We start from the raw sequence: 25660 nt of genomic DNA on the forward strand, positions 1-25660 counted from the left end.
TTACGTCTGTTGATCCCTACTTCGTAGGGGAGTCTCCCGAGCCCGCCCCGATCGTGCGGGCTCGACGCGCGCCCTCACCCTGCGCGCGGTCCTGTTCGCCTTCACCGCGGACCTGATCCCGCTCTACGCGCTCTACGCACTGCTTTTCGCCGCGCACGGGCTGAGCGCCGCCAAGATCTCCTCGCTGCTGGCCATCTGGTCGGCGACCTCGTTCCTGCTCGAGATTCCGTCCGGCGCCTGGGCCGACACGGTGTCCCGTCGTGGTCTGCTGATCGGGTCGGGCGCACTGCTTGCGGCCGGTTTCCTCACCTGGACCCTGTACCCGACCTACCTGGGCTTCGCCGCCGGTTTCGTGCTATGGGGAGCATCGGGCTCGCTGCGCTCGGGCACGTTCGAGGCGCTGATCTACGACGATCTCACCGCCCGATCCGCAACCCACGCCTATCCGAGGCTGATGGGTTACACCCGTGCCGCCGCCGAATCCGCGGCTCTCGCGGGCATTCTCGCGGCGGCCCCGCTGTACGCCCTGGGCGGTTACGCCCTCGTCGCCTGGTCGAGTGTCGGCATGGCGGTGCTGCACACACTCTGCGCCGTCACGTTGCCCAGCGCGCCGAAGTCGGTGTCCGCGGCCGATGTGGAGGACCTGGAGGAGGCCGCGGACGGCGACGGAGATGCGCCGGAGGAACCGGCCGAGGCGATGGGCTATCTCGCCATGCTGCGCACCGGTCTGCGAGAAGCCGTGCGGGTACGGATGATTCGCCGGGGCGTCGTGCTGGTCGCCCTGTTGAACGGCATGACCGCCTTCGACGAGTATTTCGCGCTGCTGGCCCAGCACTCCGGCGCCGGACCCGCGCTGGCCGCTGTGCTGGTCGGTGTCACGGTGGCGGGATCCCTGGCCGGTTCGCTGCTGGCGGGCCGCACCGAAGGCATGCGCAACCGCACCATGGCGGTGGCGCTGGCGGTCGCGGGCGTCCTGTTCATCGGCGGCTCGCTGCTGGCAGGCGCGGCGGCCCACCATCCGGCCGCGATGTATGTGCTGATGGCCGTGGGCTTCTCGGCGGTCGGCGTCGCCTACGGCATCGACTACAACGTCGAGGTGATCGCTGCGGCCAAGTTGCAGGACGCCATCACCGGTCCGGCTCGCGCCACGGTCACTTCGGTATCGGGCTTCACCACGGAGGTGATCGCCCTGCTGGTCTTCGGCTTCGCGGCCCTGGCCTCCACCTGGCTCCCGATCCCGGTGATGGTCGCTCTGCTGGGCATCCCGCTGCTGCTGGCCGCCGCGATGGTCCCGACCTGGCTGCCCGCACCCGGCCGGCACGGTTCGGTCGGGGATTTCGATGAATCCGGGCAGTCGGTTGGGAGCGGCGAGTAGGGCCGGGGAGAATCGGGCGGTGGCGTTGCGGCGGTGGCTGGGGTTGGGGTTCGGGGGTTCCATCGGCGTAGCCGTGGCGACGCAGGCGCGGATCAATGGTGAGCTGGGGCATCGGCTCGGGGATGGGATCGCCGCCGCGACGATCAGTTTCGGGAGCGGGTTGCTGATTCTGGCGGTGGTGTTCGCCTGCAGCGGGCACCTGCGTGCGGGCGTGGGACGAGTGCGGGTCGCGCTGCGGTCGGGCGAGCTGCGGTGGTGGCAGTTGCTGGGCGGCATTTCTGGCGCGTTCTTCGTTGCGGGTCAAGGGCTTACGGTCGCGACGATCGGGGTGACCACCTTCACCGTGGCGGCGGTGGCGGGGCAGGTGGTGAGCAGTCTGGTGGTGGATCGGCTGGGGTGGGGGCCGGGTGGCCGGACGCCGGTGACGGCGTGGCGGATCGCGGCGGCGGCGCTCGGACTGGTGGCGGTGCTGCTCGCGGCGGTGGGGCGCAATGGATCCGGCTCGTTCGGGCATGGCGGGACGTCGGTGCTATTGGTGGTGTTGCCGCTGGTCGCGGGGCTGCTGGTGGCGTGGCAACAGGCGGTCAACGGCCGGGTCGGGGTGGTTGGTGGACCGTTCTCAGCGACGCTCGCGAACTTCGCGACCGGCACCGCCGCGCTGGTGGTCATCGAGGCCGCGGTGCTGGTTCATCGCGGCGGACTCGGGCAATTGCCCACCGCCCCATGGCTGTATCTCGGCGGCCTGATCGGGATCGTGTTCGTGGCACTCGCGGTCCTGACGGTGCGCTGGATCGGAGTATTGCTGCTCGGCCTGACCTCGGTGGCAGGCCAACTGCTGGCGGCATTGGTGCTGGATGTGGTCGCGCCGACCGGCACTGGACTGTCCGTCTGGGCGGTCGTCGGCTGCCTGCTGACCTTCGTCGCCGTCGCAGCCGCCGCCCGATCACGAGGCTGAATCCGGGTGCCGGATCGCCCGTCCGGCGGCACCTCCCAGCTTTCTGTATGAAAGCTGTTCGGGGGATTCGTAATTCGCCGTCCATATGAGTGTGCGATGGTGCGGTCATGGCTGTCGACTACGCGGTGTGGGCCGCGCGTCTGGTGCTGGCCGTCGTATTCGGACTGTCGGCGTGGGGAAAGTTCGCCGATGGACCGGGCACCCGGAAAGCGGTGGGGGAGTTCGGCATACCCCTGACCTGGGTACCGACGGTGGCCTGGGGGCTGCCCGCGGTGGAGGCGCTGGTGGCGGTGGCGATGCTGCCGCCGTGGACGGCCGCGCCCGCGATCCTGCTGGCGATCCTGCTGCTGGGCATGTTCACCGGCGCGGTGGTGCGGCTGCTGCGGCAGGGCCGACGGCCGTCCTGTTCCTGTTTCGGTGCGGCCAGTGCGGCACCGATCGGGCGCGGCACCGTGATCCGCAATATCGTGCTGATCGCCCTGGCCGGGTGGACGGTGGTGGCGACGCTGGTGGATTCGGAAGTACCCGGGGTACTGCCGCTCGATCACACGGTCGCGATGGCGGTGGCGGCCGGATTCGGGGCGGTGCTGGTCTCGCTGTGGGGTGAGTTGCGTTCGCTGCGGCGGCGATTGGACGAACAGGTCCTCTCGACGCTGGGCGGGGAGGGGCTGCCGCCGGGAGCGGTCGCACCGGAATTCGAGGTGCTGAATACCGCCGGTGGGCGCGCGGGATTGGATGAATTGCTCTCGCCCGGAAAGTCACTGCTGCTGGTGTTCGTGCACCCGCACTGTGAGATGTGTGCCGCCCTCGCGCGGGAGCTGCCGCGCTGGCAGGCGCGGTCGGAGTCGGCGCTGACCATCGCGGTGCTGGGCAACGGTGATGTCGACGAGCATGCGGCGTGGGGTCGTGAGCAGGGCCTGGGTGAGATTCCGATGCTGGTGCAGCAGGGTAACGAGGCGGCACTGCGATACCGGGTGCGGGGCACGCCCTCGGGGGTGCTGATCAATGAGCAGGGCCGGGTGGCGGCCCCGGTTGCGCGCGGTGCGATGGCGGTGCGGGACTTGATAGTTCAGGCGAAGCGGACCGGGCGACCGTCGAGTCCGCAAACAAACGGGGCGGTTCTCTAAACCCATTGGTACGCAATCGAATTAGACGAATAATCCGGTTTGTGAGCCTTACCATCGACTAGCAGGTCCTGCCTAACCCGATCGCTCTGTCGAAGGGAAACAACCCGGGCTGGGATTTCTCGCTCGACCCGAACACCATCTCGTTCTTCACCGTGGCGATCGAAGTGTGTGATTCCAGCATCGAATACCTCGAAGACAATCTCGACGAGGCGTGCGGCGCATTCCTGCCCGGGTGCGTGTGGTGTCCGTGGTCCTCACGACTCACCCGTGAGCTGAAGGACTCCGAGGTTCAGGGCTGACCCGCTGAGCTCGGATTTCCGGTCGGCACCGCGCGGTGCCGACCGGAATCACCCGGTCAGACCAGCTTCTTCGAGCGCAGCTCGTGACCCTTGGACGTCTTGCAGCGGCCGGATTCCAGGTCCCACTGCCAGCCGTGCAGGTTGCAGGTCAGTGTATTGCCCTCGACCACACCGAATTTCGAGAGATCCGCCTTCAGGTGCGGGCAGCGGCGCTGCACTTCCCAGCCGTCGAGTTCGGTGGAGGCGGAATCGTCGTGCACTTCGGAGAACCAGCCGTCGGCGTAGGCGATGCGCTCATCGGTGAGGCATTTGAAGAAGGTGTAGAGGAATTCGTTGTAGCCGCCGATGCGCCAGGTGGTGAAGCGCGTGGACAGGAAGATGGTGTTGACCCAGTCGGGTTCGTCGTCGCGCAGCACGGTGCGTACCAACTCCGGCGCGATGCGGAATCCGTAGCGGTGCTTGCCTTCTCCCTCGACGGGTTCGCGCACGACCCGCTTGGGGAAGTCCAGCACCACGGTCTCGTCGCCCATGACCAGGCTGACCGGGTAGCCGATGCCGTCGCAGATCAGATCGGACTGCGCCATGATCGGCTCGAACTTGGCCTTCAGCGCGGGCAGCAGCGGATCGCCTTCGGCCGGAGCCCAACTCGCCTTCTCGGCGGCCAGCACGGGGGCCATGCGCTGGGCCATGTCCTCGATGTAGGCGGCCTTGTCGCCGTAGATGGTGTCCGGGTCGACCGGGTGGGTGAGCGCGGTCAGTTCCTTGCCACGCAGATCCGCGGTCGAGCCGGGGATCATGAGCAGCCCGCCGTCGTTGCCGTGGATCTTCATCTGATCCAGGAACACGATCTGGTCGGGGAAGATATTGCCCTCGTCGCCGCGATCGTCGTTGAGGTAACGCAGTTCGTCGTCGAGGAAGACCGGCGGCCCGGCGGACGGCACGACCCAGGTGGCGCCGACCTGCTCGATGTAGGAGCGACAGCGGTCCATGCCGCGCTGCCGCTTCTGCTTGCCGAAGTTGGCCTTGGTCTTGGTCGGGATGTCGTACACCATCGGGTACCAGATGGCCCCGGAGTACTGGAGCAGGTGGATGTCCACGTGCCCGAAGGCGTCGTGCAGCACATCCATGTCGACCGGGCGCGCGTCATTCATGTTGAAGCACACGGTTTCCCCGTCGGCGACGACCAGGGCGGAGTCGCCGATCGGACCGTCGGCGGGGGCGCGCAACGCGATGATCATGATGTCCAGGTCGCCGCCCGGACCGGTGATGGTGGTCTTGACCGAGTCCTCGGTCTCCACGAACTTGGTGAAGCCGAGCTGCTCCAGCTCCCGCTTCAGATCCGGCACCGGGTAGTCGGGCAGCAGGACGGTGGCGTCCTTGTTCACCTTGTCGGCCAGGTGCTTGGCGTCCCAGTGATCACGGTGCAGATGCGAGACATAGAGGAAATCGCAGTTGCCGAGCTCGTCCCAGTCCAGCTGGGTGTTGTCGGGGAACGGGAACCACGATGCGAAGTAAGCGGGGTTGACCCACGGGTCGCAGAGGATCGTCCCGGCCGCGGTTCGGATGTGGAACCCGGCGTGTCCGACGCTGGTGATCTGCACGAGCTTCATTCCTCCCTGACCGTTACCAGCCACCCAGAGTACTGGCTAGCCCGAGACGTCGCCGATGCAGTAACCCTCGGAGCCGGACTTCAAGGTGTATATCTGCTTTGTCTGATTTCCCGTGCCGGTGGTGACCGGGACGGAGACCGTGATGTAGCCGCCGCGCGGCCACTCCGACTTGAGGGAATCGTCGACGAAGGTCTTTACCGTGCCAGGCTTGGACGGGTTCATCGCCAGCGGCACCATGATCGCTTTACCCGTCCCGTCCGGATCCCAGGTGCGGCCCGCCGCGCAGATCAGCGGGTACGCGTCCTCCTTGTCGCTCGGATCGATCGGCTTGCCGACCGCGCGGGATAGGTAGCGCCGCACCGTGTGTCGTGCATCGGCATCGTTGAACTGGGCATTCGGCGCAGAGGATCCGGGCTCGGCGCCGGTCGGATACACGTGCGGGCAGGCGTATCCGGTGGCGATGTCGCGGTCCTGGGCGGTGACGGTGAACGCGGCGTTCTGCCAGGTCACGGTCGTGCCGTCGGCCACGCCGGGTCCGGTCAGCGCCTCGCGGATGGCCTGCGGGTCGGCATACATCGTGCGCACATTGCGCGGTGCCATGGTCCAGCAGCGCTCGGCCACCTCGTCGATTCCCTTGCCGCGCAGGTCGGCGACCCAACGCGCCACCGCGGCGGCGGCCTCCGGATGACCCGGCACCGCTCCCACTCCGTCGACCGAGGTGGCGGTCGTGCTCGGTGCGGGGGTGGTGGTCGCGGCGGTCTCGTCGGGTTCGGCCTCCCAGTCCGTGCCCTCGATCCCGACTCTGGAATCACAGCCGTTCGCCAGCCACGCCAACCCGATGATCAGCGTTCCGACCAGCCCCTTGCGGAGATGTTCACGCAATGCCGTCCGGCCGTTTCCCACTACTGCGAACCTCTTTCAGTGTCGAGAAGTCACATCAACTGAATTGCTGTTACCTGGATCACTGGATGCCGCGCGGGCAGCGACTACGCTAGCGGACTTGTGGAACCCGTCTACTACCCCGTCATCGGGCTGGCCCGCACCATTTTCGCGCTGCAGGGCCTGAAGTTCACCGTCAAGGGTGAAGACAACATTCCGGCGACCGGTGGTGCGGTCATCGCGATCAACCACACCGGCTACATGGACTTCACGTACGCGGGCCTGCCCGCCCGTGCCACGAAGCGCTACATCCGCTTCATGGCCAAGAAGGAAGTCTTCGACAACTCCATCTCCGGCCCGATCATGCGCGCCCTCAAGCACATTCCGGTGGATCGGGGCGCCGGCACCGAGTCGTACCACGAGGCTGTGCGCCGCCTCCGCTCCGGCGAACTGGTCGGCGTCTACCCCGAGGCCACCATCAGCCGCAGCTTCGAGATCAAGGATTTCAAGTCCGGCGCGGCCCGCATGGCCATCGAAGCGAACGTCCCCATCATCCCCATGACCATCTGGGGTGCCCAACGCGTCTGGACCAAGGGCTACCCGAAACGCCTGGGCCGCACCAACACTCCGGTCTCCATCGCGGTAGGCAAACCCATCCAGCCTTTCGAACCCGCCTCCGCCCTCACCGAGCAACTGCACTCGACCATGCAGGAAATGCTCCTCGACCTCCAACAGGACTACACCCACGAACCCGGCGCCTACTGGGTCCCCGCCCGCCTCGGCGGCACCGCCCCCACCCTCGACGAGGCCAACGCCATGGACGCCGCCGAAGCCGCCGAAAAGGCCGCCCGCCGCGCCCAACAGCCCGAATAGCGCGGACACGCGAGGCCGACGACAGGAGGCTTGGGGGACCCCAAGCTTCCGTTGAGGATCTCGAAAGTTGCGCGGATAGCGTTGCAGAAGTCGAAAGACCTTAGGGCTCAATGACTTCAGCGCTCCTCCGGGGGGAGCTTTCGAGAGGAATATCATGATGAAGACCGTCGTCACCCGTGTCGGACTCGTGTCCGCGGTTTTGTCCGCAGCGCTGGCCGTAACCGCTCCGGAAGCCGCCGCCGACCCTTCTGGTCGAGGTGCCTGCCTCACCATTGCGAACGACAGCTATAACGACATTCACATCGTGGTGAACAGCACGCCGATCGGAAACGCGCCCGGTTTGGGCTACGACATCTCCGCACGCACTGTTACGCCCCTCGCGGACGACGCCGGGAACTACCTGCTGTCACCCGACGGCAACTGGAATCTCAACGCCCCGGACGGCAGTTGGGTGTTCGATACCAAGTTTCGTGAAGGCGCCTGCGCTGGCATCTGGAACTTCACCGTGCGCTGACCCGAATACCGACCGTTGGCGGCCGGGGTGCATGGTCGGATGGGACGTGGCGGGGCAGACTCGGGGCCATGGGTGAATCGGCGGGCGTGGGACGAGTTTTCGATCCGATGTGGGGCGAGATCGAGGCCGTTGGGCGAGACGGGAACAGCGGTGGGTATCGCAGGTACGCGTGGTCGGACGCGGATCTGACGCTGCGAGAGTGGTTCCGGGGGTGCGCGGCGGACCGATCGATGGAGGTCGAGGAGGACCGCAACGGGAATCTGTGGGCGTGGTGGCTGCCCCGCAACTGGGTGGGGGATCCCAAGGGGGCGTTCGTCACCGGCTCGCACCTGGATTCGGTGCCGGACGGGGGAGCCTTCGACGGGCCGTTGGGGATCGTGTCGGCGTTCGTCGCCGTCGACCTGCTGCGCGCCCGTGGGGTCGAGCTCGCCATTCCGGTCGCCGTGGTGGCGTTCACCGATGAGGAGGGGGCGCGGTTCGGGGTGGCCTGCATCGGATCTCAGCTCAGTACCGGGGTGTTGGCGCCGGAGCGGGCGTTGGGGTTGCGGGATGGGGAGGGGATCACGTTGGCGGAGGCGCTGACTCGGGTGGGGCGGGATCCGGGGACGTTGGGTGCGGACGCCACGCTCACCGAGCGGGTGGGGGTCTTTGTAGAGCTGCACGTCGAGCAGGGACGGGCGCTGGATCTGGTGGATCGGCCGTTGGCGTTGGCTTCGGCGATCTGGCCGCACGGGCGGTGGGAGTTCGAGTTCGACGGGGAGGCCAATCATGCCGGGGCTACCCGGCTGGTGGATCGGCATGATCCGATGTTGCCGTTCGCGGCCACGGTGCGGGCCGCGCGGGTCGAGGCGGCGGCGCGGGAAGCCGTGGCCACGTTCGGCAAGGTGCTGGTTGCTCCCAACGGCACCAATGCGATTCCGTCGCGGGTGCGGGCCTGGCTGGACGCTCGTGCCGCTGATCAGCCCACCCTGGATGCCTTGGTTGCGCGTATCGCCGAGTTGGCCCGGACTCATGCGGGCGAGGAGGGTGTCGAGCTTGCGGTGCGCGCCGAATCTGTCACGCCGATAGTCGATTTCCCGGCCGAACCGCGGGCACGCCTTGCCGCCGCGCTGTCACATCTCGGCGATATCCCGGTGATTCCGACGCAGGCCGGGCATGATGCCGGCATTCTCTCCGACCGCGTTCCCACCGCGATGTTGTTCGTGCGCAACCCGACCGGTGTCTCACACTCTCCGGCCGAGTTCGCCGAGGCGGCGGACTGTCATGCCGGTGCGTCTGCGCTGGCCGATGTGATGGCGGCGTGGGTGGTCGAGCCGTAAGCGGGCGGTCAGCTCGGGTCGGACCCGCGGACCGCGGAAAGCCAGATCGACGCGGCGGCCGCCACGACCGTCGCACCCACGAACCCCGGCACGCCTCCGCCCGCCGTGTATACCCACAGCAATCCGATGAAGGGCGCCGCGATCGCCGACTGCGCGTCCAGCAGCAGGCGTCGCCCGATTCCGGTGCGGCCCAGTGCCTCCGGGTCGGGCCGCGCCGGATTGTCGACCAGATTCCCCACCGGCTCCGAATCCCGCACCCGTCCGGCCGGATACAACCGAACTCCGTCGACGGACACTGTGCGCCCGGAGATTTCGGCCGTCTCCTGGGTGAATGTCACCAGTATCGGATCGAAATACACCGGCAGCCACACCGGTTTGCCCGTCACCGTGCACTCCAGCCAGGACCGGCTCAGCAGCCGATGCTGCTGTCGCACCCGCCGCACCGCGGCCTCGCGCGGCTCTCCACCCGGCAACCCGGTCGGCAGGTACCCCGCCGCGACGGCGAACCGAAAACCGGTGTAGCCCAGGATGATCAGGCCTACCGTCCCCAGCGCCGCTACCTGCTCCGCGTCGGCGAGCGGGATCCCAACGAGGATGATCGCCAGGGTCCCGAACGTCACGAACGCCGGATAGGCCAACGGATGTCCGGTTCGCAGGATCACTTCAGGAAGCCGATCTTGGTGTAGTCCTTGTCGGCGAATCCGAAGGCGCCGTAGTTGGCGAGCGTCTTGCGGACGGCGACGGTGCCCGCGGGCTGGTTGAACGGCAGCGACCACACCTCGTCCCAGATCATGGCGTCGGCCTGGTTGGCGAGTTCGACGGACTTCGTGGGATCGAGTTCGGCGACCGCCTGATCGATGACCGCGTTGAGTTCCAGCGATCCGATCTTGGACTTGTTGCCGAGCCAGTTGCTCGGGTTGTAGTAGAAGAGCTGCTTCAGGATCCCGAGCGGGTACGAAGTACCGCCGATGCTCCACTGCGCGAGATCGTAGTTGCCCGGGTCGATCACATTGGTGAAAAGGCCCTGCCCCGGCACGGTTTGGATATCGAGCTTGACGCCGATCTTCTGGAAGTCGGCCTGAATGATCTTGGCATCGTCCACCCAGGAGTTCTGCTGGTACATGACATCCCGAATGACCAGCTTCCGGCCGTCCTTCTCCCGGACGTCGCCGTTGCGGACCCAGCCGAGCTCGTCGAGCTCCTTGGCGGCCTGATCGAGGTTGAAGGCCAGTGGTGCCGAATTGTCCTGGTAGCCATGCTGTCCGATGCCGTAGACATGGTTGCCGACCGCCTTCGGGTTGTCGACCACCCCCTGCAGAAAGTTCTCGACGATCTTCTGCCGATCGACGGCCTTGGCGAGTGCCCGGCGCAGCCGCACATCCTCGACGATGGACCCGGGCGCACCGTTGAACGCGATGAAGGAGTACCCGGGCGCGGGCGCACGCCGGACTTCCACGCCGGGTGAGTTCTTCGCGGTGGTGACCGCTTCGAGTCCCGACGCCGCCGCCACGTCCAGCTCGTTGTTCTGCACGGCGGGCAGCATGGCGTTGTAGTCGAGGACGCTGAAGGCGATGGTGTCCAGCTTCGGGGTGTCGCCCCACCATTTCGGGTTGCGGCCCAGGGTGATTCGATTCTGGGTGCGGTCGATGTTCGTGATCACGAACGGCCCGGCGCTCAGCGGCAGCGAATCGCGCGCCCAATTGTCGAGCGCCTGCGGTGATTCGGTCGCCGCCTTCGGATAGAGCGGCGAGAACATGCCCTTCCACTCGCTGTAGGGCTGTTTGTAGGTGACGATGGCCTGCCGGTCGTCGACCCCGCGCTCGACCCGGTCGATGCGGTCGTAACCGTCGGTCGAGGACACCTGGTACGCGTTGTCGGAACCGTTCTGGGCCTGGAATTCCGACCGCAGATCCTCCCAGGTGATGGGCGAACCGTCGCTCCACACCGCCTTGGGATTGATGGTGTAGGTGACCGCCTGTGGACTGGTGCCGGTCAGCTGGACATCGGTGAAGTAGTTCTTGTCCACACTGAGCTCATTGGCCGCGTTGCTCACGAAAGGCGAACCCAGCAGCGGGGCGATCACGGCCGCGGTGTCGCTGAGGGTGCCGTCCACCTGCAGGTAGTTGAACGACGCCGGGAAGGAGGTCAGCGGCAGCCGGAGCGTGCCGCCGTCCTTCAGGTCCGACACCGGATGTGGGTTGATGTCGTTGGTGGTGCCGAGTTCCCCACTCCCGGTGGTGCCTCCGGTATCCGAACTACATCCGGATACGACGAGTCCGGCCGCGACGATCGGGATCGCGAGTCGGAACAGGGTCGGACCTATCCACATGAAACGCTCCCTTCGCCGCGGCCGGCTGCGGTCATGACGGGCTGGCCTACTTGAGGAATCCGATCTTGGTGTAATCGGCGGTGGCCAGGCCGAACGCACCCCAGTTGGCCAGGTTGGTACGAACGGCGTGGGTGCCGGACGCCTGGTTGAACAGCATGGAATGCCCTTCGTCCCAGATCATCTTGTCGGCCTTGTTGGCGAGCTCGATGGCCTTGGCCGGATCCAATTCGGCCATAGCCTGATCGATCACCGCGTTGAGTTCCGGCGACCCGATGCGGGACTTGTTGCCCTGCCAGTTCTTCGGGTCGTAGTAGTAGAACTGCTTCAACGCGCCGATCGGCTGCACGCTGGTGCTACGGCTCCATTGCGCGAGATCGTAGTTGCCCGGGTCGATGACATTGGTAAAAAGGCCGGTGCCGGGGACGGTTTGGATGTCCATCTTGACGCCGATCTTCTTCAGATCAGCCTGGATGATCTTGGCGGTGTCGACCCAGGAGTCCTGCTGGTACATCACATCGCGGATGGAGAGCTGCTTGCCGTCCTTCTCGCGGACGTCACCCTTCATGACCCAGCCGAGAGCGTCGAGTTCCTTGCCCGCCTGGTCCAGGTTGAACGCCACGTCCTGCGAATTGTCCTGGTAGCCCTTCTGACCGTCGATGTAGACGTGGTTGTTCACGGTCTTGGGGTCGTCGACGATGCCGTGCTGGCTGGTGTTGACGATGGTCTGCCGATCGATGGCCTTGGCGATGGCCACTCGCAGCTTCTGGTCCTCGAACACCGATCCCGGCGCGCCGTTGAAGGCGATGAAGCCGTAGGTCGGTTCCGGGGCGCGCCGGATCTCGACATTGGGTGCCTGCTTGGCGCCGGTGACGGCCTCGAGCCCGGAGACGTAGGCCTCGTCCAGTTCGTTGTTCTGGATGGCGGGCACGATCGCGGTGTAATCGAGGACGCTGAAGGTGATGCTGTCCAGCTTCGGCGTGTCACCCCACCACTTGGGGTTGCGGCCCAACGTGATCCGGTTCTGGGTCCGGTCGATGTTCGTGATCATGAACGGGCCCGAGCTGACCGGGAGCGAGTTGCGTGCCCAATCGTTGAAGGCCGCCGGAGATTCGGTATCCGCCTTCGGGTAGATCACCCCGAAGACGCTCTGCCATTCACCGTAGGGCTGGCTGAAGGTGACCACGGCCTGCCGGTCGTCGACGCCGCGCTCGACCTTGCCGACGTGGTCGTATCCGGAGACGGACGCCGACTGGTAATCGGGGTTGCTGCCATTGTTGGCCTGCCACTGCGACTTCAGGTCCTCCCAGGTGATGGGCGAGCCGTCGGTCCACACCGCCTTCGGATTGATGGTGTAGGTGACCACTTCGGGATTGGTCGAGGTCAGCTGGATATCGGTGAAGTAGTCGTGATTGACGCTCAGCTCACCCGCCGCGGTGCTGTTGAATGTCGTGGGCAGCGCCGGCGAGATGACACTGACGGTGTCATCGACATTGCCGTCCACGTGCAGCGCGTTGAACGACGCGGGGAACGAGGTCAGCGCCAGCCGCAGGTTGCCGCCGTCCTTCAGGTCCGAGACCGGGTGCGGATTGATGTTGTTGATGATCCCGAGTGCCGCGGTCCCGCCCTCGTTGGCGCTGGAACTACACCCGGTCACCACCATCCCGAGAGCGACCATGGGGATCGCGAGTCGAATCATGGTCGAACGTATCCGCATGGACCGCTCCTTCCGCCGAGACGGCTGTCGTCTTATTTGAGGTACCCGATACTGGTGTAGTCGTAGGAAGCCAGTCCGGGCGACCCGAAGTTGGCCAGATCGGACCGTACCCCGAAGTTGCCTTCGTCCTGTATCAGCGGCAGCGAGTGCCCCTCGGCGAAGACCTGCTGATCGACCTGGTTGGCCAGCGCGATGGCCTTGTCGGGATCCACTTCCGACAGCGTGCGGTCGATGAGATCGTTCAGGTCCTGCGATCCGACGCGCCCGTAGTTGAGCTGAATGTCGTTGGCGTACAACCCGAAGACCTGCGGGAGGCTGCTGTAGACGAAGGCGTCCCCGGAGAGCAGGAACTGGGCCACATCGAAGTTGCCCGTCTGCAGGATGTCGGTGAAGAAGCGCTGCGCGGGGTGCGGCTCGATGGTCATCTCGACGCCGATCTTGCCCAGATCCTGCTGAATCAGCTTGGCTACCTGCAGATGCGCGTCGTCCTGGACGAAGACGTCGCGGATGGTCAGCTTCTTACCGTCCTTGAAGCGGCCGTCGCCCTGCTTCACCCAGCCTGCCGCATCGAGTGCCGTGGCGGCGGCCGCGGGATCGAAGGTGGGGGCGTCGTCCTGGTACCCGTGCTGACCGCGCAGGAAGACCTGGCTGTTGAGCGGCTGCGGCTTGTCGACGATGCCGTTCTGCAGGGTGTCGGCGATCCGTTGCCGGTCGATGGCCTTCGAGATGGCCACGCGCACTTGCTGATCGGCGAGGATGGAGCCCGGAGCGCCGTTGAAGGCGAAGTACCGCCACCGGTTCCACGCGGCGTGCCGAACCTGCAGGCTCTGCACCTGGCGAACCGCCTGCAGATCGGGCAGGGTGCGCAGCAGCGCGGCGTCGAGTTCGTTGTTCTGCAGGTCCTGGGTCCACGCATTGCTGTCCAGCGCCCGGAAGGTGACGGTGTCCAGCTTCGGGGTATTGCCCCACCACTTCGGGTTGCGGGTCAGGGTGATCAGGCCGTTGGTGCGGTCGATGTTCTGCAGCAGGAACGGCCCCGCGGACACCGGGAGCCCGTTCACCAGCGACTTGTTGAACGAATCCGGGGTCGCCGTCACGGCTTTCGGGTACAGCATGGAGTTGCCCGAGAACTGTCCCCGCCAGTCGGCGTAGCCCTTGTCGAAGGTGATGACGGCCTGCCGGTCGTCGACCCCGCGCTCGATCTTCGCCACCCGGTCGAAACCGTTGCTGATCGCGATCTGGAAGTCCTTGTTCTTGCCGCTCAGCGAATTGCCCTCGGAGGCAAGGTCTTCCCAGGTGATCGGGCTGCCATCGGACCACACCGCCTTGGGGTTGATGGTGTAGGTCACCACCTGCGGACTCGTGGACGTCAACTGCACATCGGTGAAGTAGTCGTGGTTGACGCTGAGATTGCCCGCAGCGTCGGTATTGAAGGCGCGCGGCAGCATGAAACGCTCGATGTCCGCGTAATCGCCGTCATTGCCGTCGATCTGCTGCGCGTTCCAGTTGACCGGAATCTCCGGCGTCGGCAGGCGGAGGTTGCCGCCGTCCTTGATGTCGTCGCGCGGATGCGGATTGACGTCCGCGGTCATGCCCAGCGTGCCGGTCCCCGTCGGGGCCGGCGTACTGCTACTGCAGGCCGCCAACCCCAGACCGCTCACCAGCACCATTGCCGTGCAGGCTCGTCCAATCCGCATGCGAGACCCGTCCTATCGTGTTGTCACCGGTACCGGCACCGCATCGATCAGTGCGCGGGTGTATTCGTGCTCGGGACTGGCGAAGATACGTTCTGCGGGTCCGTATTCGACGATCTGTCCGCGGTACATGACCGCTATGTCGTGGGCAAGATTACGCACAACGGACAAATCGTGTGAGACGAACAGATACGAGAGGCCGCGCTCGGTTTGCAAGTCGCGCAACAGGTTCAGCACACCGGCCTGAATGGACACATCCAGCGACGACACCGGCTCGTCGAGTACCAGCAACTCCGGATCCAGGGCCAGGGCGCGCGCGATATTGATGCGTTGCTTCTGGCCGCCGGAGAAGTCGGCCGGGTAGCGGTCGGAGTGCTCCGGGCGCAGGCCCACCTGCTCGAGCAATTGCGGTACCCGGCGGTCGATTTCGTCGCGGGAACGCCCGTCGATGCGCAGCGGCTCGGCCAGCGCATCGGAGATGGGCAGCCGCGGGTCCAGCGAGGCCGACGGATCCTGGAAGACGATCTGCATCTTGCGCCGGATCTCGCGCCGCTGCTGATGGGTCAGCCGCGCGATGTCGTATCCGAGGATTTCGATGCTGCCGCCCTCGGGCCGCACCAGATCCATGATCTGGGTGAGCGTCGTCGACTTGCCGGATCCGGACTCGCCGACCAGCGCGAGCGTGCGGCCCGCCTGAATCCGGAAGCTGATGCCGTCGACCGCCTTCACCTCACCGATCCGGCGCTGGAACACCACGCCCTTGGTGACCGGGAAGGTCTTGCGCAGGTCGGTGACCTGCATGACCACCCGCGAGGTATCGACGGACGCGACCTCCTCGGGCGGCTCGATCTCCTTGCGGTAGGCCGTGAACAGGTCCGCGCTGCTCACCTCCGAGGTACGGATGCACGCGGCCCGATGCCCCGGAGCGGTGTCCTGCAACGGAGGTTCGGCCGCCTTGCAGTCATCGATCGCGATCGGGCAGCGCGGCGCGAACGAGCAGCCCGGCGGCAGGGCGTGCATGGCGGGCGGGGTGCCGACGATCGGGATCAGTGCCGTGCGCGCCGGACCGTCCATGCGCGGGATGGAACCCAGCAGGCCGACCGTGTACGGCATCCGCGGTGCGGTGAAAAGCTCCTGCGCCGGGGCGGTTTCGACGATCCGGCCCGCGTACATGACGGCCACCCGGTCGGCCAGCGTGGCCGCGATGCCCATGTCGTGGGTGATGAAGATGACGCCCGCGCCGGTGATGTCGCGCGCCTTGCGCAGCAGATTGAGAATCTGCTTCTGCACGGTGACATCGAGCGCGGTGGTGGGCTCGTCGCAGATGATCAGTTCGGGATCGTTGGCGATGGCCATGGCGATGACCACGCGCTGGCGCATGCCGCCGGAGAACTCGTGCGGGAAGGACCTGGCCCGCTGGGCCGCATCCGGAATCCCGACCAGATCCAGCAGTTCGATCGCCTTGGCGCCCGCCTCCTGCTTGCTCATCTTCTTGTGCGCCAGCAGGGCTTCCGCGATCTGGTCGCCGATCCGGTACACCGGGGTCAGCGCCGAGAGTGGGTCCTGGAACACCATGGACACCTTGCTGCCGCGCAGCTTGGACATCTCCCGGTCGCCCAGCCCCAGCAATTCCCGGCCGCGCAGCCGGATCGAGCCCTGCACTCGGGCCTGTTCGGGCAGCAGGCCGATCACGGCCATCGAGGACACCGACTTGCCGGAGCCCGACTCACCGACGATGGCGAGCACTTCGCCGTCGTTGACGGTGAAGTTCACCCCGCGCACCGCGTCGACGCGGCCTTCCTCGCCGGGGAAGGAGACACGCAGGTCCGAGACTTCCAGCAGTGGCGCGGTGGTCTTGGACCGTTCGTGGCCCTGGGTTTCGGCCGAATCCTGGCTCATTTCGCGGCCTTTCGTGCCTGCTTCGCCCGCGCCTTCTTCGCGCTGGGGTCGAAGGCGTCGCGCAGTCCGTCACCCATGAGGTTCGCCGACACCACGATGAGGACCAGGAACATGCCGGAGAACATGAACGTCCACGGGTAGGTGAGCGCGTTCTTGGAGTAGTCGCCGATCAGTGAGCCCAGCGAGACGTCGGGCGGCTGCACGCCGAAACCCAGGAAGCTCAAACCGGTTTCGGACATGACCGCGCCGCCGATGGCGAGCGTGGTGTCGATGATCAGGATCGAGGCGATGTTCGGGACCACGTGGGTGGTGATGATCGTCCAGGTGGACGCGCCCATATACCGTGCGGCGCGCACGAATTCACGATCCCGCAGGGTCAGCGACAAGCCGCGCACCATCCGAGCCGAGATCATCCAGCCGAACACCGAGATCAGCACCACCAGCAGGATCACCGAGCTGTTGCCCTTGGTCTTCGGCGCGAACAACGCGATGAAGATGAAACTGGGCACCACCAGCAACAGATCGACGATCCACATGATCACGCGATCGACCCAGCGCCCGAGCAGCCCGGCCACCGATCCCGCGATGGTCGCGATGATCGCCGAGATGAAGGCCGCGCCGAAACCGATGATCAGCGACTTCTGCAGGCCGTGCAGCGTCTGCGCGAGCACATCCTCACCCAGCGAGGTGGTGCCGAACAGATGTTTTCCATTGGGCGGCTGGAGTTTCGCCGTGGTGTCGATATCGGTGTAGGCGTACGGCAGGAAGTGCGGCACCGTGAACGCGATCACGAACAGCAGGATCAGCATGATCCCCGCACTCACCGCGAGCTTGTTGCGCAGGAACCGCCGCCACACCAGTTTGCGGCGTCCGGCCGCCGCGACCTGCGGCGCGCCCTGGATGATGGTCTCCACCTCGGTCATCAGACACGCACCCTGGGGTCGAGAATCGCGTACACGATGTCGGACAGCAGGCCCGACAGCAGGATCACCACGCCCGCGAAGAGCGTCACGCACAGGACCACATTGATGTCCTGCGAGTGGATGGAATCCACCAGCCACTCACCCATGCCGTGCCAGCCGAAGATCTTCTCGGTGAAGGTCGCGCCGGTGACCAGACCGCCGAAGCTGTAGGCGAACAACGTCGCCATGGGGATCAGGGCGGTGCGCAGACCGTGCTTGTACAGCGCGCGGGTTCGGGTCAGACCCTTGGCGCGGGCGGTGCGAATGAAGTCGCTGCCGAGGACGTCGAGCATCGCGTTGCGTTGGTACCGGCTGTATCCCGCCATCGCGCCGAGCGCCAGGCCGAGGGTCGGCAGCAGCATGTGCTGGGCGCGGTCGACGAACTGATTCCACAGGCCGTGCACCGCCGTCGCCGATGTCTCGCCGGTATAGAGGAAGATCTGCTTCCCGGTGGCCAGATTGATCTCCAGCGCACCGTATTTCAGCAGGGTGGCGAGCAGGAACACCGGCGTGGACAGCAGCAGCATCGACACGATGGTGCTGAAGTAGTCGCTGAACTTGTACTGCCGGATGGCGTTCGCGGCACCGATCAGCACACCGAGCACGGTGCCGACGATGGAGCCGATCACCAGCAGCCGCAAGCTGACTCCGATCCGCCGACCCAGCTCCTCCTTCACGGGCTGCCCGGCCATGGTCTTGCCGAAGTCGCCGTGCAACACGACGCCGCCGGCCCAGGACAGGTAGCGCTCCGGGATCGGCTGGTCCAGGTGCAGTTCGGAGCGCTTGGAGTCGATCACCGATTGGGGTGGTCGCGGATTGCGTTGCTCCAGTTGATCCAACGGTGTGAACGTGAACGCGCACACCGTGAACGCCAGGAACGATGCCAGCACCAGCAGCACGACATAGTTCAGCGCTCGTCGCAGCAGATAACCGGCCATCATGCCCTTCCGGGGTCGAGTACTGACCCCAGATCATAGGGACAGGAAACCGTAAACGCGGGGTACGGATGAGAGACGCTCCGGCAATCGGTGTGTTATTGCGTGTGGCTCTCGAAGTGCAACAGGGTGTGGGCGCGGTGACCGGGGTGGGTGTCCGGAAGGTCTCGTTTGTACGGCATCGCCCGTAATCCACGGGCGCGGGCGTGAGCGCTCGAGGCAGGATGGAGTAGGTGACGCTCTTTCACCTGCCCAAACCCAAGATGGTCGCCTCCGATGTGGACGGCACGCTCATCGATCACCGTGAGCAGCTGAGCGCCCGTACGAAGGCCGCGATCGATGCCCTCCGAGCCGATGGGGTGCCGTTCGTGCTCGCCACCGGACGGCCGCCGCGCTGGATCAGTCCGGTGGTCGACCAGCTCGGTTTCGCGCCCCTGTGCGTGTGCGGCAACGGTGCGGTGATCTATGACAGCGACGCGGATCGGGTGCTGGACGCGAGCACGCTGGATACCGAAACTCTCACCTGGCTGGCCGAACTGGCCGAGCACCTGCTGCCGGGCTGCGGGCTGGCCGCCGAACGGGTCGGGGTCAGCGCGCACGATGCCGCGACGCCGCAGTTCGTGAGTTCCCCCGAATACGAGCACGCCTGGCTGAATCCGGACGACACCCAGGTGTCGCGGGCCGAGGTGATCTCCGCGCCCGCCATCAAGATGCTGATCCGGCTACCCGGCACCTCCAGCGCGGTCATGCGCGCGACGCTGGAACCGCAGCTGGCCGGGCGCGCCGATCTCACCTATTCCACCGACAACGGCCTCATCGAGCTTTCGGCCCCCGGCGTCAGCAAGGCGACCGGCCTGGCGACCATTGCCCAGCGCCTCGGCGTGCAGCACTCCTCGCTGATCGCGTTCGGCGACATGCCCAATGACGTCCCCATGCTGCTCATGGCCGGGCACGGCGTCGCCATGGCCAACGCCCACCCGGAAGCCATCGCCGCCGCCGACGAGGTCGCTCCCTCGAATATCGACGACGGCGTGGCCTGCACCCTCGAACGCTGGTGGAGCTGAAGCTATTTGGGTGACGCGCTCGGCATGATCGGGTCCTGCACCGCGCCGTAGTTGTTCAACACGGTGGTGACGATCCCGGTCAGGGTGTTGAAAATCAGTGCGCCATTGCTGAAATCGGTGCGGATGCCGTTCTGGACGGGATATTCGTTGCTGGTGGGCAGACCGAGAATGCCGGTGCCGCCGCCCAATTGCAGGAAGCGCTCCAGGATGCGGCCGACCACCGAGAAGATCTGGCCGGTCGGATTCGAATACACGTAGCCGTTGGAGAACTCGCCGTACTGGCCGCCGTCGGCGAGGGCCACCGGCGCCGCCTTCGGTTGTCCCAGTGGGCCGTTCGCGCGGCCCTGAGCATCCCAGTAGCGGGCCACCGGGCTGCGGTCGAGCATGTTGATGATCTTCTGGGTGAGATCGGCCAGCGCCGCCAGATCCGCCTGGTTGCCGCCGCTGTTCGCGTCGGGTGCGGGGGAGGGCTGGGTATTGCCCGCGTTCTGGCCCGGCCGGGTGCGCGTCGTCGTCGGCGCGACGGCACTCGCGCCACCCGCCGCGTCCTCGGCGATCTGCCGGATCTTGTCCATCAGCGCGTAGGCGGCGTCACCGGGGCAGGTGGTGTTGCCGACATCGCGGTGCGCGAACACGTTCGGCAGCTTGACCGCCTGTCCGAGCGCGTATTTCGTGTAGTCGCTGCCCTCGGAGTACATGGTGGTGGAGCCTTCGGGATCGATGCCGGCCACCTTCGCCCGCCAGCCGATGTACTTGCCCACCGCCTGGATGGAGACGTCGGTCGGCGCCTCGTCCTCGTAGTCGCCCATGATTGCGACACCCGCGGTATTGATATTGAAGCCGCCCGCGTGCGCGCCCTCGACCGGGCGATCCAGCCCGCCGTAGCGGCCCTCGAAGATCTGCCCGTACTTGTCGACCAGGGCGTTGTAGCCGATATCGCACCAGCCCAACGTCTTCGCGTGATACGCGTAGATGGCGCGCACGATGCCCGCGGACTCGGCCTTGGTGTAGTCGTTGCGACCCGCGGTGTGGTGCACCGTGATCGCGGAGACGCCGTCGTCGTAGGTGGGTTCCTCACAGCGCAGCGATTCGTCCGCGCCCCACTGGGCCCGGGTGATCACCTTCGGTCCGCCGCCCGGCAGCGGGGCGGCCACCGTGGAGAGGTTCTCGTCGATGCTGCCGCGGCCCGGATCGATGAGCACCGCGGCCAGCTTCTCCAGATTGATCTGCGCCGGATCGGCCGAACCGTCGTCCAGCGGTTTGGGTTCCGCGGGCGCGGCGATCGGCTTGCGGGTCACCAGCATCTGCACGGTCTTGGTATTGCCGACATAGATCGGCTCGGTGCCCAGGCGCTGGCCGGGCACCGGATGGTCGCGGCCGTTCTCGGTTTCGGCGTCGTACCAGGGACCCCAGGTGCCGTCGGGGCGCTGGGCGCGCAGCTTGGTGGTGGTGCCCGCCAGGTCCAGCGCGGTGAGGGCCACCATGCTGAACGGGGTGTCGCGGGTCAGCTCCTTGACCTGCGCGCCGACCTTGTCGACCAGATCGTTGGGGACCGCACCCGCCGCCAGCGCGGGGGAGCGCAGATCGCCGGTCAGACCGGGCACCGGGTGCGGGCCCGGGGCGGCCGGATCGTCGGCGGCGGGGACCGGGGCCGGTGCCTCGGAATCGGCTGGGACGACCGGTGATTCGTCGCCGGGAGCGGCATCGGGGCCGGGCTCGGCAATGAAACCGGGTGCTCCGGCAGCGGGGACGGTCGCCTTCGCCGTGCCCGGGAGGGCCGGTGCCGCGGGGGCCGTCGGCTTGGCGGTGGCGGGGGTGCTGCCCGGCGTGGGTAATGCGGCCTGCGGAGTGACGGCGGGCGCGGCCGGATAGGTGGTGGTGGGCGTCGCGGCGTGCGGCGTGAGAGCGGGCGCCGCCGGAGCGGTGGTGGGCGTCGCGGCCTGCGGCGCGAGTGCGGGAGCGGCCGGGCGAGTCGTGCTGGGCAGCGCGGGTGCGGTTCCCGGCGGGGGCGCGGAATTCAGCCTGGGGAGCGGGATCTCACTGGGTAGTTGGACGCCCGGAATGAGATTCGGCGGGATCTGGATGGCCCTGGGCAGGGGCAGCATCCGCAGATCCGAGAGGTGGAGGTCGGGGAGGTTGAGGCCGGTCAGTTCGCGCAGCGGCAGGACGATATCGGGTGCCGAAGAAAGTGCGACTTCGGCCATTTGTGCAGGTATAGCTGCCAGATTGCTTTCGTCCGTGACCCGGACATCTCGGGAATCGCTCAGCGCCAGAATGCCTACGGGCGCAGCCAGGGCGAGGACGGTGACAACCGGGAGCGTTATGGCGTGTTTCGGTCTGCGATACGGCACGAGCATCTCCCATTCGAGGTAAATCCGTCTAACCGCGCCCGGAGTGCGAGCTTGCCACTCGGCGCATCAGCGATCACACTAGTCCCTACTGTCACATTCTCTGAACGTATGGTTGAGGCTTAGCTTTGGGTAACTCGAATGTAGCTTCGGCTCTCGACAGAACGGGTATGACATGCCGAACGGGTACCTAGCGCAGCGCCGTAGAAGGCGCGGTCTGCTCACCCTGTCCCTCGCTGTCGCAGCCACCACCGGCGGCACCGCCCTACTGCTCTGGGCCTGGCCCGACAACGCTTTCCACTTCACCGCCGGCGCCGGCCACGGCCGCGGCCTGAGCCAGAACGGCGCCTTCGACAAGGCCGTCGCGGGCTGGACCGCCGATCGCATCCTGGCCAACTACTACGCCGGAGCGGATCTCGCCGATATCGGCCAGACCACCGTCCGCGTCCGCCTCATGGAGCAGGACGACAAGACCCTCGACCTCGCCTCCGACTCCGTCTTCTACGTCGCCGACCGGCGCGTAATCCCCGGCCAGGCAGCGCATTTGACGCCCACCGCCGCGGGCGCGGACGTCACCATCACCCAGGGCTGCGACGGCGCCAAACTCTGGGAGGGCTCCACCGACGACCCCTGGGCCTACCCCGTCACCGACGGCACCGACCGTCCTGCCGCCGAACAACTCGAGATCTGCGGCGGCAATGCCTACCGCGGCGTCCTCGGCGTAGCCCTCGACAACGGCTCCCCCCGCACCGTCAACGACCTCGACCTCGACGACTACCTCAAGGGCGTGGTCCCCGCCGAAATGGTCCCCGGCTGGGCCGACCAGGGCGGCGCGGAAGCCCTACGCGCCCAAGCCATCGCCGCCCGCTCCTACGCGCTGGCCGAACAGCGCTACTCCTACGCCCAAACCTGCGACACCACCGACTGTCAGATGTACCTCGGCACCGACAAGGAAGACCCCCGCACCACCGCCGCCGTCGAGGCCACCTCCGGCAAGGTCCTCACCCGCGACAACCACCTCCTGCGCGCCGAATACTCCGCCGCCCCCGACGGCGGCCTCCCCACCCCCGCCTCGGCCATGGAAATAGGCCCCGCCCTCACCGACTTCCCCGCCGCCCAAACCCCAGCCCTCCCCGGCCTCCCCTTCCTGACTCCACCCCAAACCAATCCCGCCCCAACGGAATCGGATCCGAACACGCCCGCAGCGCCGGACGCGGTCACCCCGGACCCGACCTATACCGACCCCACCAACGCGACCCCCGGCACCGAAATCCCGGCAGTCCCAGGCAATTCCACCCCGGCAACCCCGGTCCGCCCCACCCCCAACAACCGCAGCCGGGTCAATGTCCCACTCCCGGCCTTCCCCAACCCGGGCAGCGCCGACCCGAATTCGCTACTGTCCGACTCGCATTGGGCACCGGACCCGGCGTCTCCGGAGCTCCCCGTCAAGCCGGTCATCCCAACGGCGACCCCGGCTCCCCGTACCGCCTCCACCCCGACCCCGCCCACCTCCCCTAACCCGAACTCCGTCACGGTTCAGATCGCGCCCGCTGGTAATCAGAAATAGCGCCCCGAGTCTCTCTGTGCTGCAAGGAAATGCGAAAAGCAAGAGGATGACGGATCCGATGACGGATTCGAGCCACCGGCTATTCCATTCGAGAACTCGCGGGTAATAACACCGACTTGTATTAGTCGGATTTATTGCGCGAGAGACAAACTGAGTACCACCTGTCGCAATGTGTATACTCCGGTCGTTGACCTTGAATTGAAGGTGTTGTGCCCCAGGGCATCACGGGCAGGTGGATGTATGCGGTAGGTCGGTGCGCACCGTCGCGGCATGGGGGCCGCGCGGAGGATGTTGCTGTCGTGGGGGTCGAGCAGGCTCGGCGTAGTGCCCTTTTGCCACCATCGACTCGTCGGCGGTCTTTCAGGACCCGGTCGGGTCGATGGTTGGTGGTCCGCTGTCGGCGGATTCATGGAAGGGGTAAGTGCACCGTGTCCGCAAATGCATTGGCCGCGTGGTTCATGCAAATTTTTGATCCTGAAACGTTGGACCTGGTCGCAGCGCGACTGGATTTCGAACTGGCCGAGCGCATCGTGTGCGGCACGGCCACCGTTGCCGACCTCTTCCTGGCGTCGGAAGCGGTCGGCTGGGATCTGGGCGAATTACTGCCCGCTTCGCTTGACGAGCTGTACCGCCCGATCCATCACCTCGATGGGCGAGACATCGAGTGCATCGCATAGCGCGAAGAGCTGATGCATATCCGGTGAGCGTTCGCCGTTCTCGAAGCGCTGGATAGTACTGACGGCGACACCCGAGGCCGTGGCCAATTGGGGTCTCGTCAGGCCGCGCCGCCCCCGGGCAGCGCGCAGCTCCTCGCCCACCGCGCGGTTGATGCCGTCGTGGAGGTCCCGCAGTTCCATACGGACCATAATGAGGTCCAAATGGAATTTGGGCAAACACTCCAGGCTGTGAATGTGCTGGGAGTCGCGTCAAGGTCACGATTGAGCAACAGGTCCGTTCGGACTTGATACAGGTCCGTTTGGACCTTAGCGTGGCCCGTATGGACTTGCTAGATCAACAGACGGCCGACCGCATCGCGCATGCCATGGGTCAAGCGGGCCTCGATGTCGAGCAGTTGGCCGCGCGAACCGGCCTCGACGCCGCGGTGCTGACCGCCCGCCTGGCGGCCGCCTCGCCGTTCACCGTGGCCGAATTGGTGTTGGTCACTGTGGTGTTGGACTGCGATTCCACGCAGCTGCTGACGCGATCGGGGTCGGCCGATGCCTGAGATCAACCCGGATCAGCTCTACATCGACGTGCCGGCATTGCGCGAGCTGGTCGCGCTGCTGGGCGGGATACCGGATCTCGCCGAGGATCTGGAGGACGCCGTCGCCGGACGGGTGCGTCTGGGTGCCGCCAATACGCGACTGAGTGCGCGATCCGGTGACCAGCCACTGCCTTTCAGTGTGGGCGCGGCCGCCGCGCGCGATCATCTGCACGGGGTGCTGGTCTCCTGGGTTCGCCTGGTCTGTGAACAGCGAGCGATCGATTACGCGGGAGGTACCGCGACTCCCGATCTGGCCCGCTGGTTGGCCGCCAAGGTGATCGCTTTGGCCATGACCGAAGGCGCAGAAACCGCTCCGGCCGAGATTCGGGCGGCCGTCGTCGCGGTCGAACGCATCGTCTGCCCACCCCCGACGCCGCTCGTCGTATCCGTCGACGCGCTGGAATCCGCACGCCGCGCCCGCCTCAATGCTTCGGGAATCGCCACCCTGGCAAAAGAACTCGGCGAGCCGTTCCGTGCCGTGACGGTGCGCCGCATTCAGACGCTGCGTGATGCCGGCCGGGTCGGTCCGGTGCCCGGTCCGTGGGCGAAGGACTGGCCGGAGCAGTTCGTCGTCGGCGAGGTGCTCGATGCGCACCTCGCGTTTCCGGTGCGCCGGCGCAAATCCACCGTCTCACGCAACGAGGTCCATCAGCCCCTGTTGCGGGTGGTGGACGGGGCGACCGACTGACCCGATCCCACCGGCCCCTGTTCGAGACACGGCCGCCGCATCATCGCCTCCCGGCATGATCCGGCGGCCGTTGTCTGTTCATAAATCGTTGTCTACCAGCAGGTTTCAAGAAGATTGATCTTGGGTGTTGACATTCTGACCCGCTTACGTGAAGCTGATTGCAGCGCCACAGTTGCGCCTTCTCCCGAAACTCACCGGGATCCCCACTGCTTCAGCCGCTTTCATTTCCACGAAAGCATTCGACG

At 66.3% G+C, this 25660-nt stretch carries 23 protein-coding genes; 12 read left to right on the forward strand and 11 right to left on the reverse strand.

All coding sequences use genetic code 11. The features are described 5' to 3' along the window. Window positions 1-91: 91 nt before the first annotated feature. The 4 genes from ACYVN4_RS15385 (at window position 92) to ACYVN4_RS15400 (ending at window position 3756) form a co-directional block, all read left to right on the forward strand. Window positions 92-1375, forward strand: a complete 1284-nt coding sequence (locus tag ACYVN4_RS15385) for an MFS transporter (protein ID WP_460722681.1) — start codon at window positions 92-94, stop codon at window positions 1373-1375. Window positions 1376-1394: 19 nt separating this feature from the next. Next, window positions 1395-2330 carry a DMT family transporter gene (locus ACYVN4_RS15390; protein WP_460721538.1) on the forward strand — a complete coding sequence of 312 codons (936 nt, stop codon included), beginning with the start codon at window positions 1395-1397 and terminating at the stop codon, window positions 2328-2330. 107 nt (window positions 2331-2437) lie between these two features. Further along, window positions 2438-3457, forward strand: a complete 1020-nt coding sequence (locus ACYVN4_RS15395; protein WP_460721541.1) for a MauE/DoxX family redox-associated membrane protein — start codon at window positions 2438-2440, stop codon at window positions 3455-3457. 86 nt (window positions 3458-3543) lie between these two features. Beyond that, entirely contained in the window at window positions 3544-3756 is a 213-nt protein-coding gene (locus ACYVN4_RS15400) for a BP74-related protein (protein ID WP_460722683.1), read from the forward strand. 56 nt (window positions 3757-3812) lie between these two features. On the opposite strand, the gene ACYVN4_RS15405 is transcribed toward ACYVN4_RS15400, so the two are convergent. Both ACYVN4_RS15405 and ACYVN4_RS15410 read right to left on the reverse strand, forming a co-directional pair. After that, window positions 3813-5357 carry a Rieske 2Fe-2S domain-containing protein gene (locus tag ACYVN4_RS15405; RefSeq protein WP_460722685.1) on the reverse strand — a complete coding sequence of 515 codons (1545 nt, stop codon included), beginning with the start codon at window positions 5355-5357 and terminating at the stop codon, window positions 3813-3815. Between the two features lie 45 nt (window positions 5358-5402). After that, a complete protein-coding gene (locus ACYVN4_RS15410; protein WP_460721543.1) occupies window positions 5403-6269 on the reverse strand; it encodes a hypothetical protein in 867 nt (288 codons plus the stop codon). Between the two features lie 99 nt (window positions 6270-6368). Between ACYVN4_RS15410 and ACYVN4_RS15415 the strand changes: the two genes are divergently transcribed. From ACYVN4_RS15415 to ACYVN4_RS15425, 3 genes are all read left to right on the forward strand, one after another. Then, window positions 6369-7118 (forward strand): lysophospholipid acyltransferase family protein, encoded by a 750-nt coding sequence (locus ACYVN4_RS15415; RefSeq protein WP_460721545.1) that lies wholly within the window; start codon window positions 6369-6371, stop codon window positions 7116-7118. A 154-nt stretch (window positions 7119-7272) separates the two neighbouring features. Beyond that, window positions 7273-7632, forward strand: a complete 360-nt coding sequence (locus ACYVN4_RS15420) for a hypothetical protein (RefSeq protein WP_460721547.1) — start codon at window positions 7273-7275, stop codon at window positions 7630-7632. Window positions 7633-7700: 68 nt separating this feature from the next. Then, on the forward strand, window positions 7701-8951 hold the full coding sequence (locus ACYVN4_RS15425) for an allantoate amidohydrolase (RefSeq protein WP_460721549.1): 1251 nt from the start codon (window positions 7701-7703) through the stop codon (window positions 8949-8951). A gap of 8 nt (window positions 8952-8959) precedes the next feature. Here ACYVN4_RS15425 and ACYVN4_RS15430 read toward each other — a convergent pair whose 3' ends face one another. From ACYVN4_RS15430 to ACYVN4_RS15460, 7 genes are read right to left on the reverse strand one after another with little or no spacing between them, the layout of a single operon-like run. After that, window positions 8960-9613: a hypothetical protein gene (locus tag ACYVN4_RS15430; protein WP_460721551.1), complete on the reverse strand. Its 654-nt coding sequence runs from the start codon at window positions 9611-9613 to the stop codon at window positions 8960-8962. After that, window positions 9610-11280, reverse strand: a complete 1671-nt coding sequence (locus tag ACYVN4_RS15435; protein ID WP_460721553.1) for an ABC transporter family substrate-binding protein — start codon at window positions 11278-11280, stop codon at window positions 9610-9612. Before ACYVN4_RS15435 ends, ACYVN4_RS15430 begins: the two co-directional genes overlap by 4 nt. 46 nt (window positions 11281-11326) lie before the next feature. After that, on the reverse strand, window positions 11327-12994 hold the full coding sequence (locus tag ACYVN4_RS15440) for an ABC transporter family substrate-binding protein (protein WP_460721555.1): 1668 nt from the start codon (window positions 12992-12994) through the stop codon (window positions 11327-11329). Between the two features lie 32 nt (window positions 12995-13026). Next, the gene (locus tag ACYVN4_RS15445; RefSeq protein WP_460721557.1) at window positions 13027-14691 is read right to left on the reverse strand and encodes an ABC transporter family substrate-binding protein; all 1665 of its coding nucleotides are present in this window, start codon (window positions 14689-14691) and stop codon (window positions 13027-13029) included. 12 nt (window positions 14692-14703) lie between these two features. Continuing rightward, the gene (locus ACYVN4_RS15450; RefSeq protein ID WP_460721559.1) at window positions 14704-16587 is read right to left on the reverse strand and encodes an ABC transporter ATP-binding protein; all 1884 of its coding nucleotides are present in this window, start codon (window positions 16585-16587) and stop codon (window positions 14704-14706) included. After that, window positions 16584-17510, reverse strand: coding sequence for an ABC transporter permease (locus tag ACYVN4_RS15455; RefSeq protein WP_460721561.1), 927 nt, complete (start codon window positions 17508-17510; stop codon window positions 16584-16586). The genes ACYVN4_RS15450 and ACYVN4_RS15455 overlap by 4 nt, the downstream gene beginning before the upstream one ends. Further along, entirely contained in the window at window positions 17510-18487 is a 978-nt protein-coding gene (locus ACYVN4_RS15460) for an ABC transporter permease (RefSeq protein WP_460721563.1), read from the reverse strand. Before ACYVN4_RS15460 ends, ACYVN4_RS15455 begins: the two co-directional genes overlap by 1 nt. Window positions 18488-18747: 260 nt before the next feature. Between ACYVN4_RS15460 and ACYVN4_RS15465 the strand changes: the two genes are divergently transcribed. Continuing rightward, window positions 18748-19548: an HAD family hydrolase gene (locus ACYVN4_RS15465; RefSeq protein ID WP_460722687.1), complete on the forward strand. Its 801-nt coding sequence runs from the start codon at window positions 18748-18750 to the stop codon at window positions 19546-19548. Between the two features lie 2 nt (window positions 19549-19550). Here ACYVN4_RS15465 and ACYVN4_RS15470 read toward each other — a convergent pair whose 3' ends face one another. Beyond that, a complete protein-coding gene (locus ACYVN4_RS15470; protein WP_460721565.1) occupies window positions 19551-21752 on the reverse strand; it encodes an N-acetylmuramoyl-L-alanine amidase in 2202 nt (733 codons plus the stop codon). A 319-nt stretch (window positions 21753-22071) separates the two neighbouring features. Here ACYVN4_RS15470 and ACYVN4_RS15475 point away from each other — a divergent pair, with 319 nt between their 5' ends. Then, entirely contained in the window at window positions 22072-23463 is a 1392-nt protein-coding gene (locus tag ACYVN4_RS15475) for a SpoIID/LytB domain-containing protein (protein ID WP_460721567.1), read from the forward strand. A gap of 428 nt (window positions 23464-23891) precedes the next feature. Further along, on the forward strand, window positions 23892-24140 hold the full coding sequence (locus ACYVN4_RS15480; protein WP_379359649.1) for a hypothetical protein: 249 nt from the start codon (window positions 23892-23894) through the stop codon (window positions 24138-24140). Here ACYVN4_RS15480 and ACYVN4_RS15485 read toward each other — a convergent pair. Then, a complete protein-coding gene (locus tag ACYVN4_RS15485) occupies window positions 24063-24329 on the reverse strand; it encodes a helix-turn-helix domain-containing protein (RefSeq protein WP_379359645.1) in 267 nt (88 codons plus the stop codon). The two genes, ACYVN4_RS15480 and ACYVN4_RS15485, sit on opposite strands and share 78 nt — an antisense overlap. Before the next feature lie 131 nt (window positions 24330-24460). On the opposite strand from ACYVN4_RS15485, the gene ACYVN4_RS15490 reads away from it, so the two are divergent. Both ACYVN4_RS15490 and ACYVN4_RS15495 read left to right on the forward strand, forming a co-directional pair. Beyond that, a complete protein-coding gene (locus tag ACYVN4_RS15490) occupies window positions 24461-24688 on the forward strand; it encodes a DprA-like winged helix domain-containing protein (protein ID WP_460721569.1) in 228 nt (75 codons plus the stop codon). Then, window positions 24681-25415: a hypothetical protein gene (locus ACYVN4_RS15495; RefSeq protein ID WP_460721571.1), complete on the forward strand. Its 735-nt coding sequence runs from the start codon at window positions 24681-24683 to the stop codon at window positions 25413-25415. Before ACYVN4_RS15490 ends, ACYVN4_RS15495 begins: the two co-directional genes overlap by 8 nt. Window positions 25416-25660 lie beyond the last annotated feature (245 nt).

The sequence above is a fragment of the Nocardia heshunensis genome, from assembly GCF_054782115.1.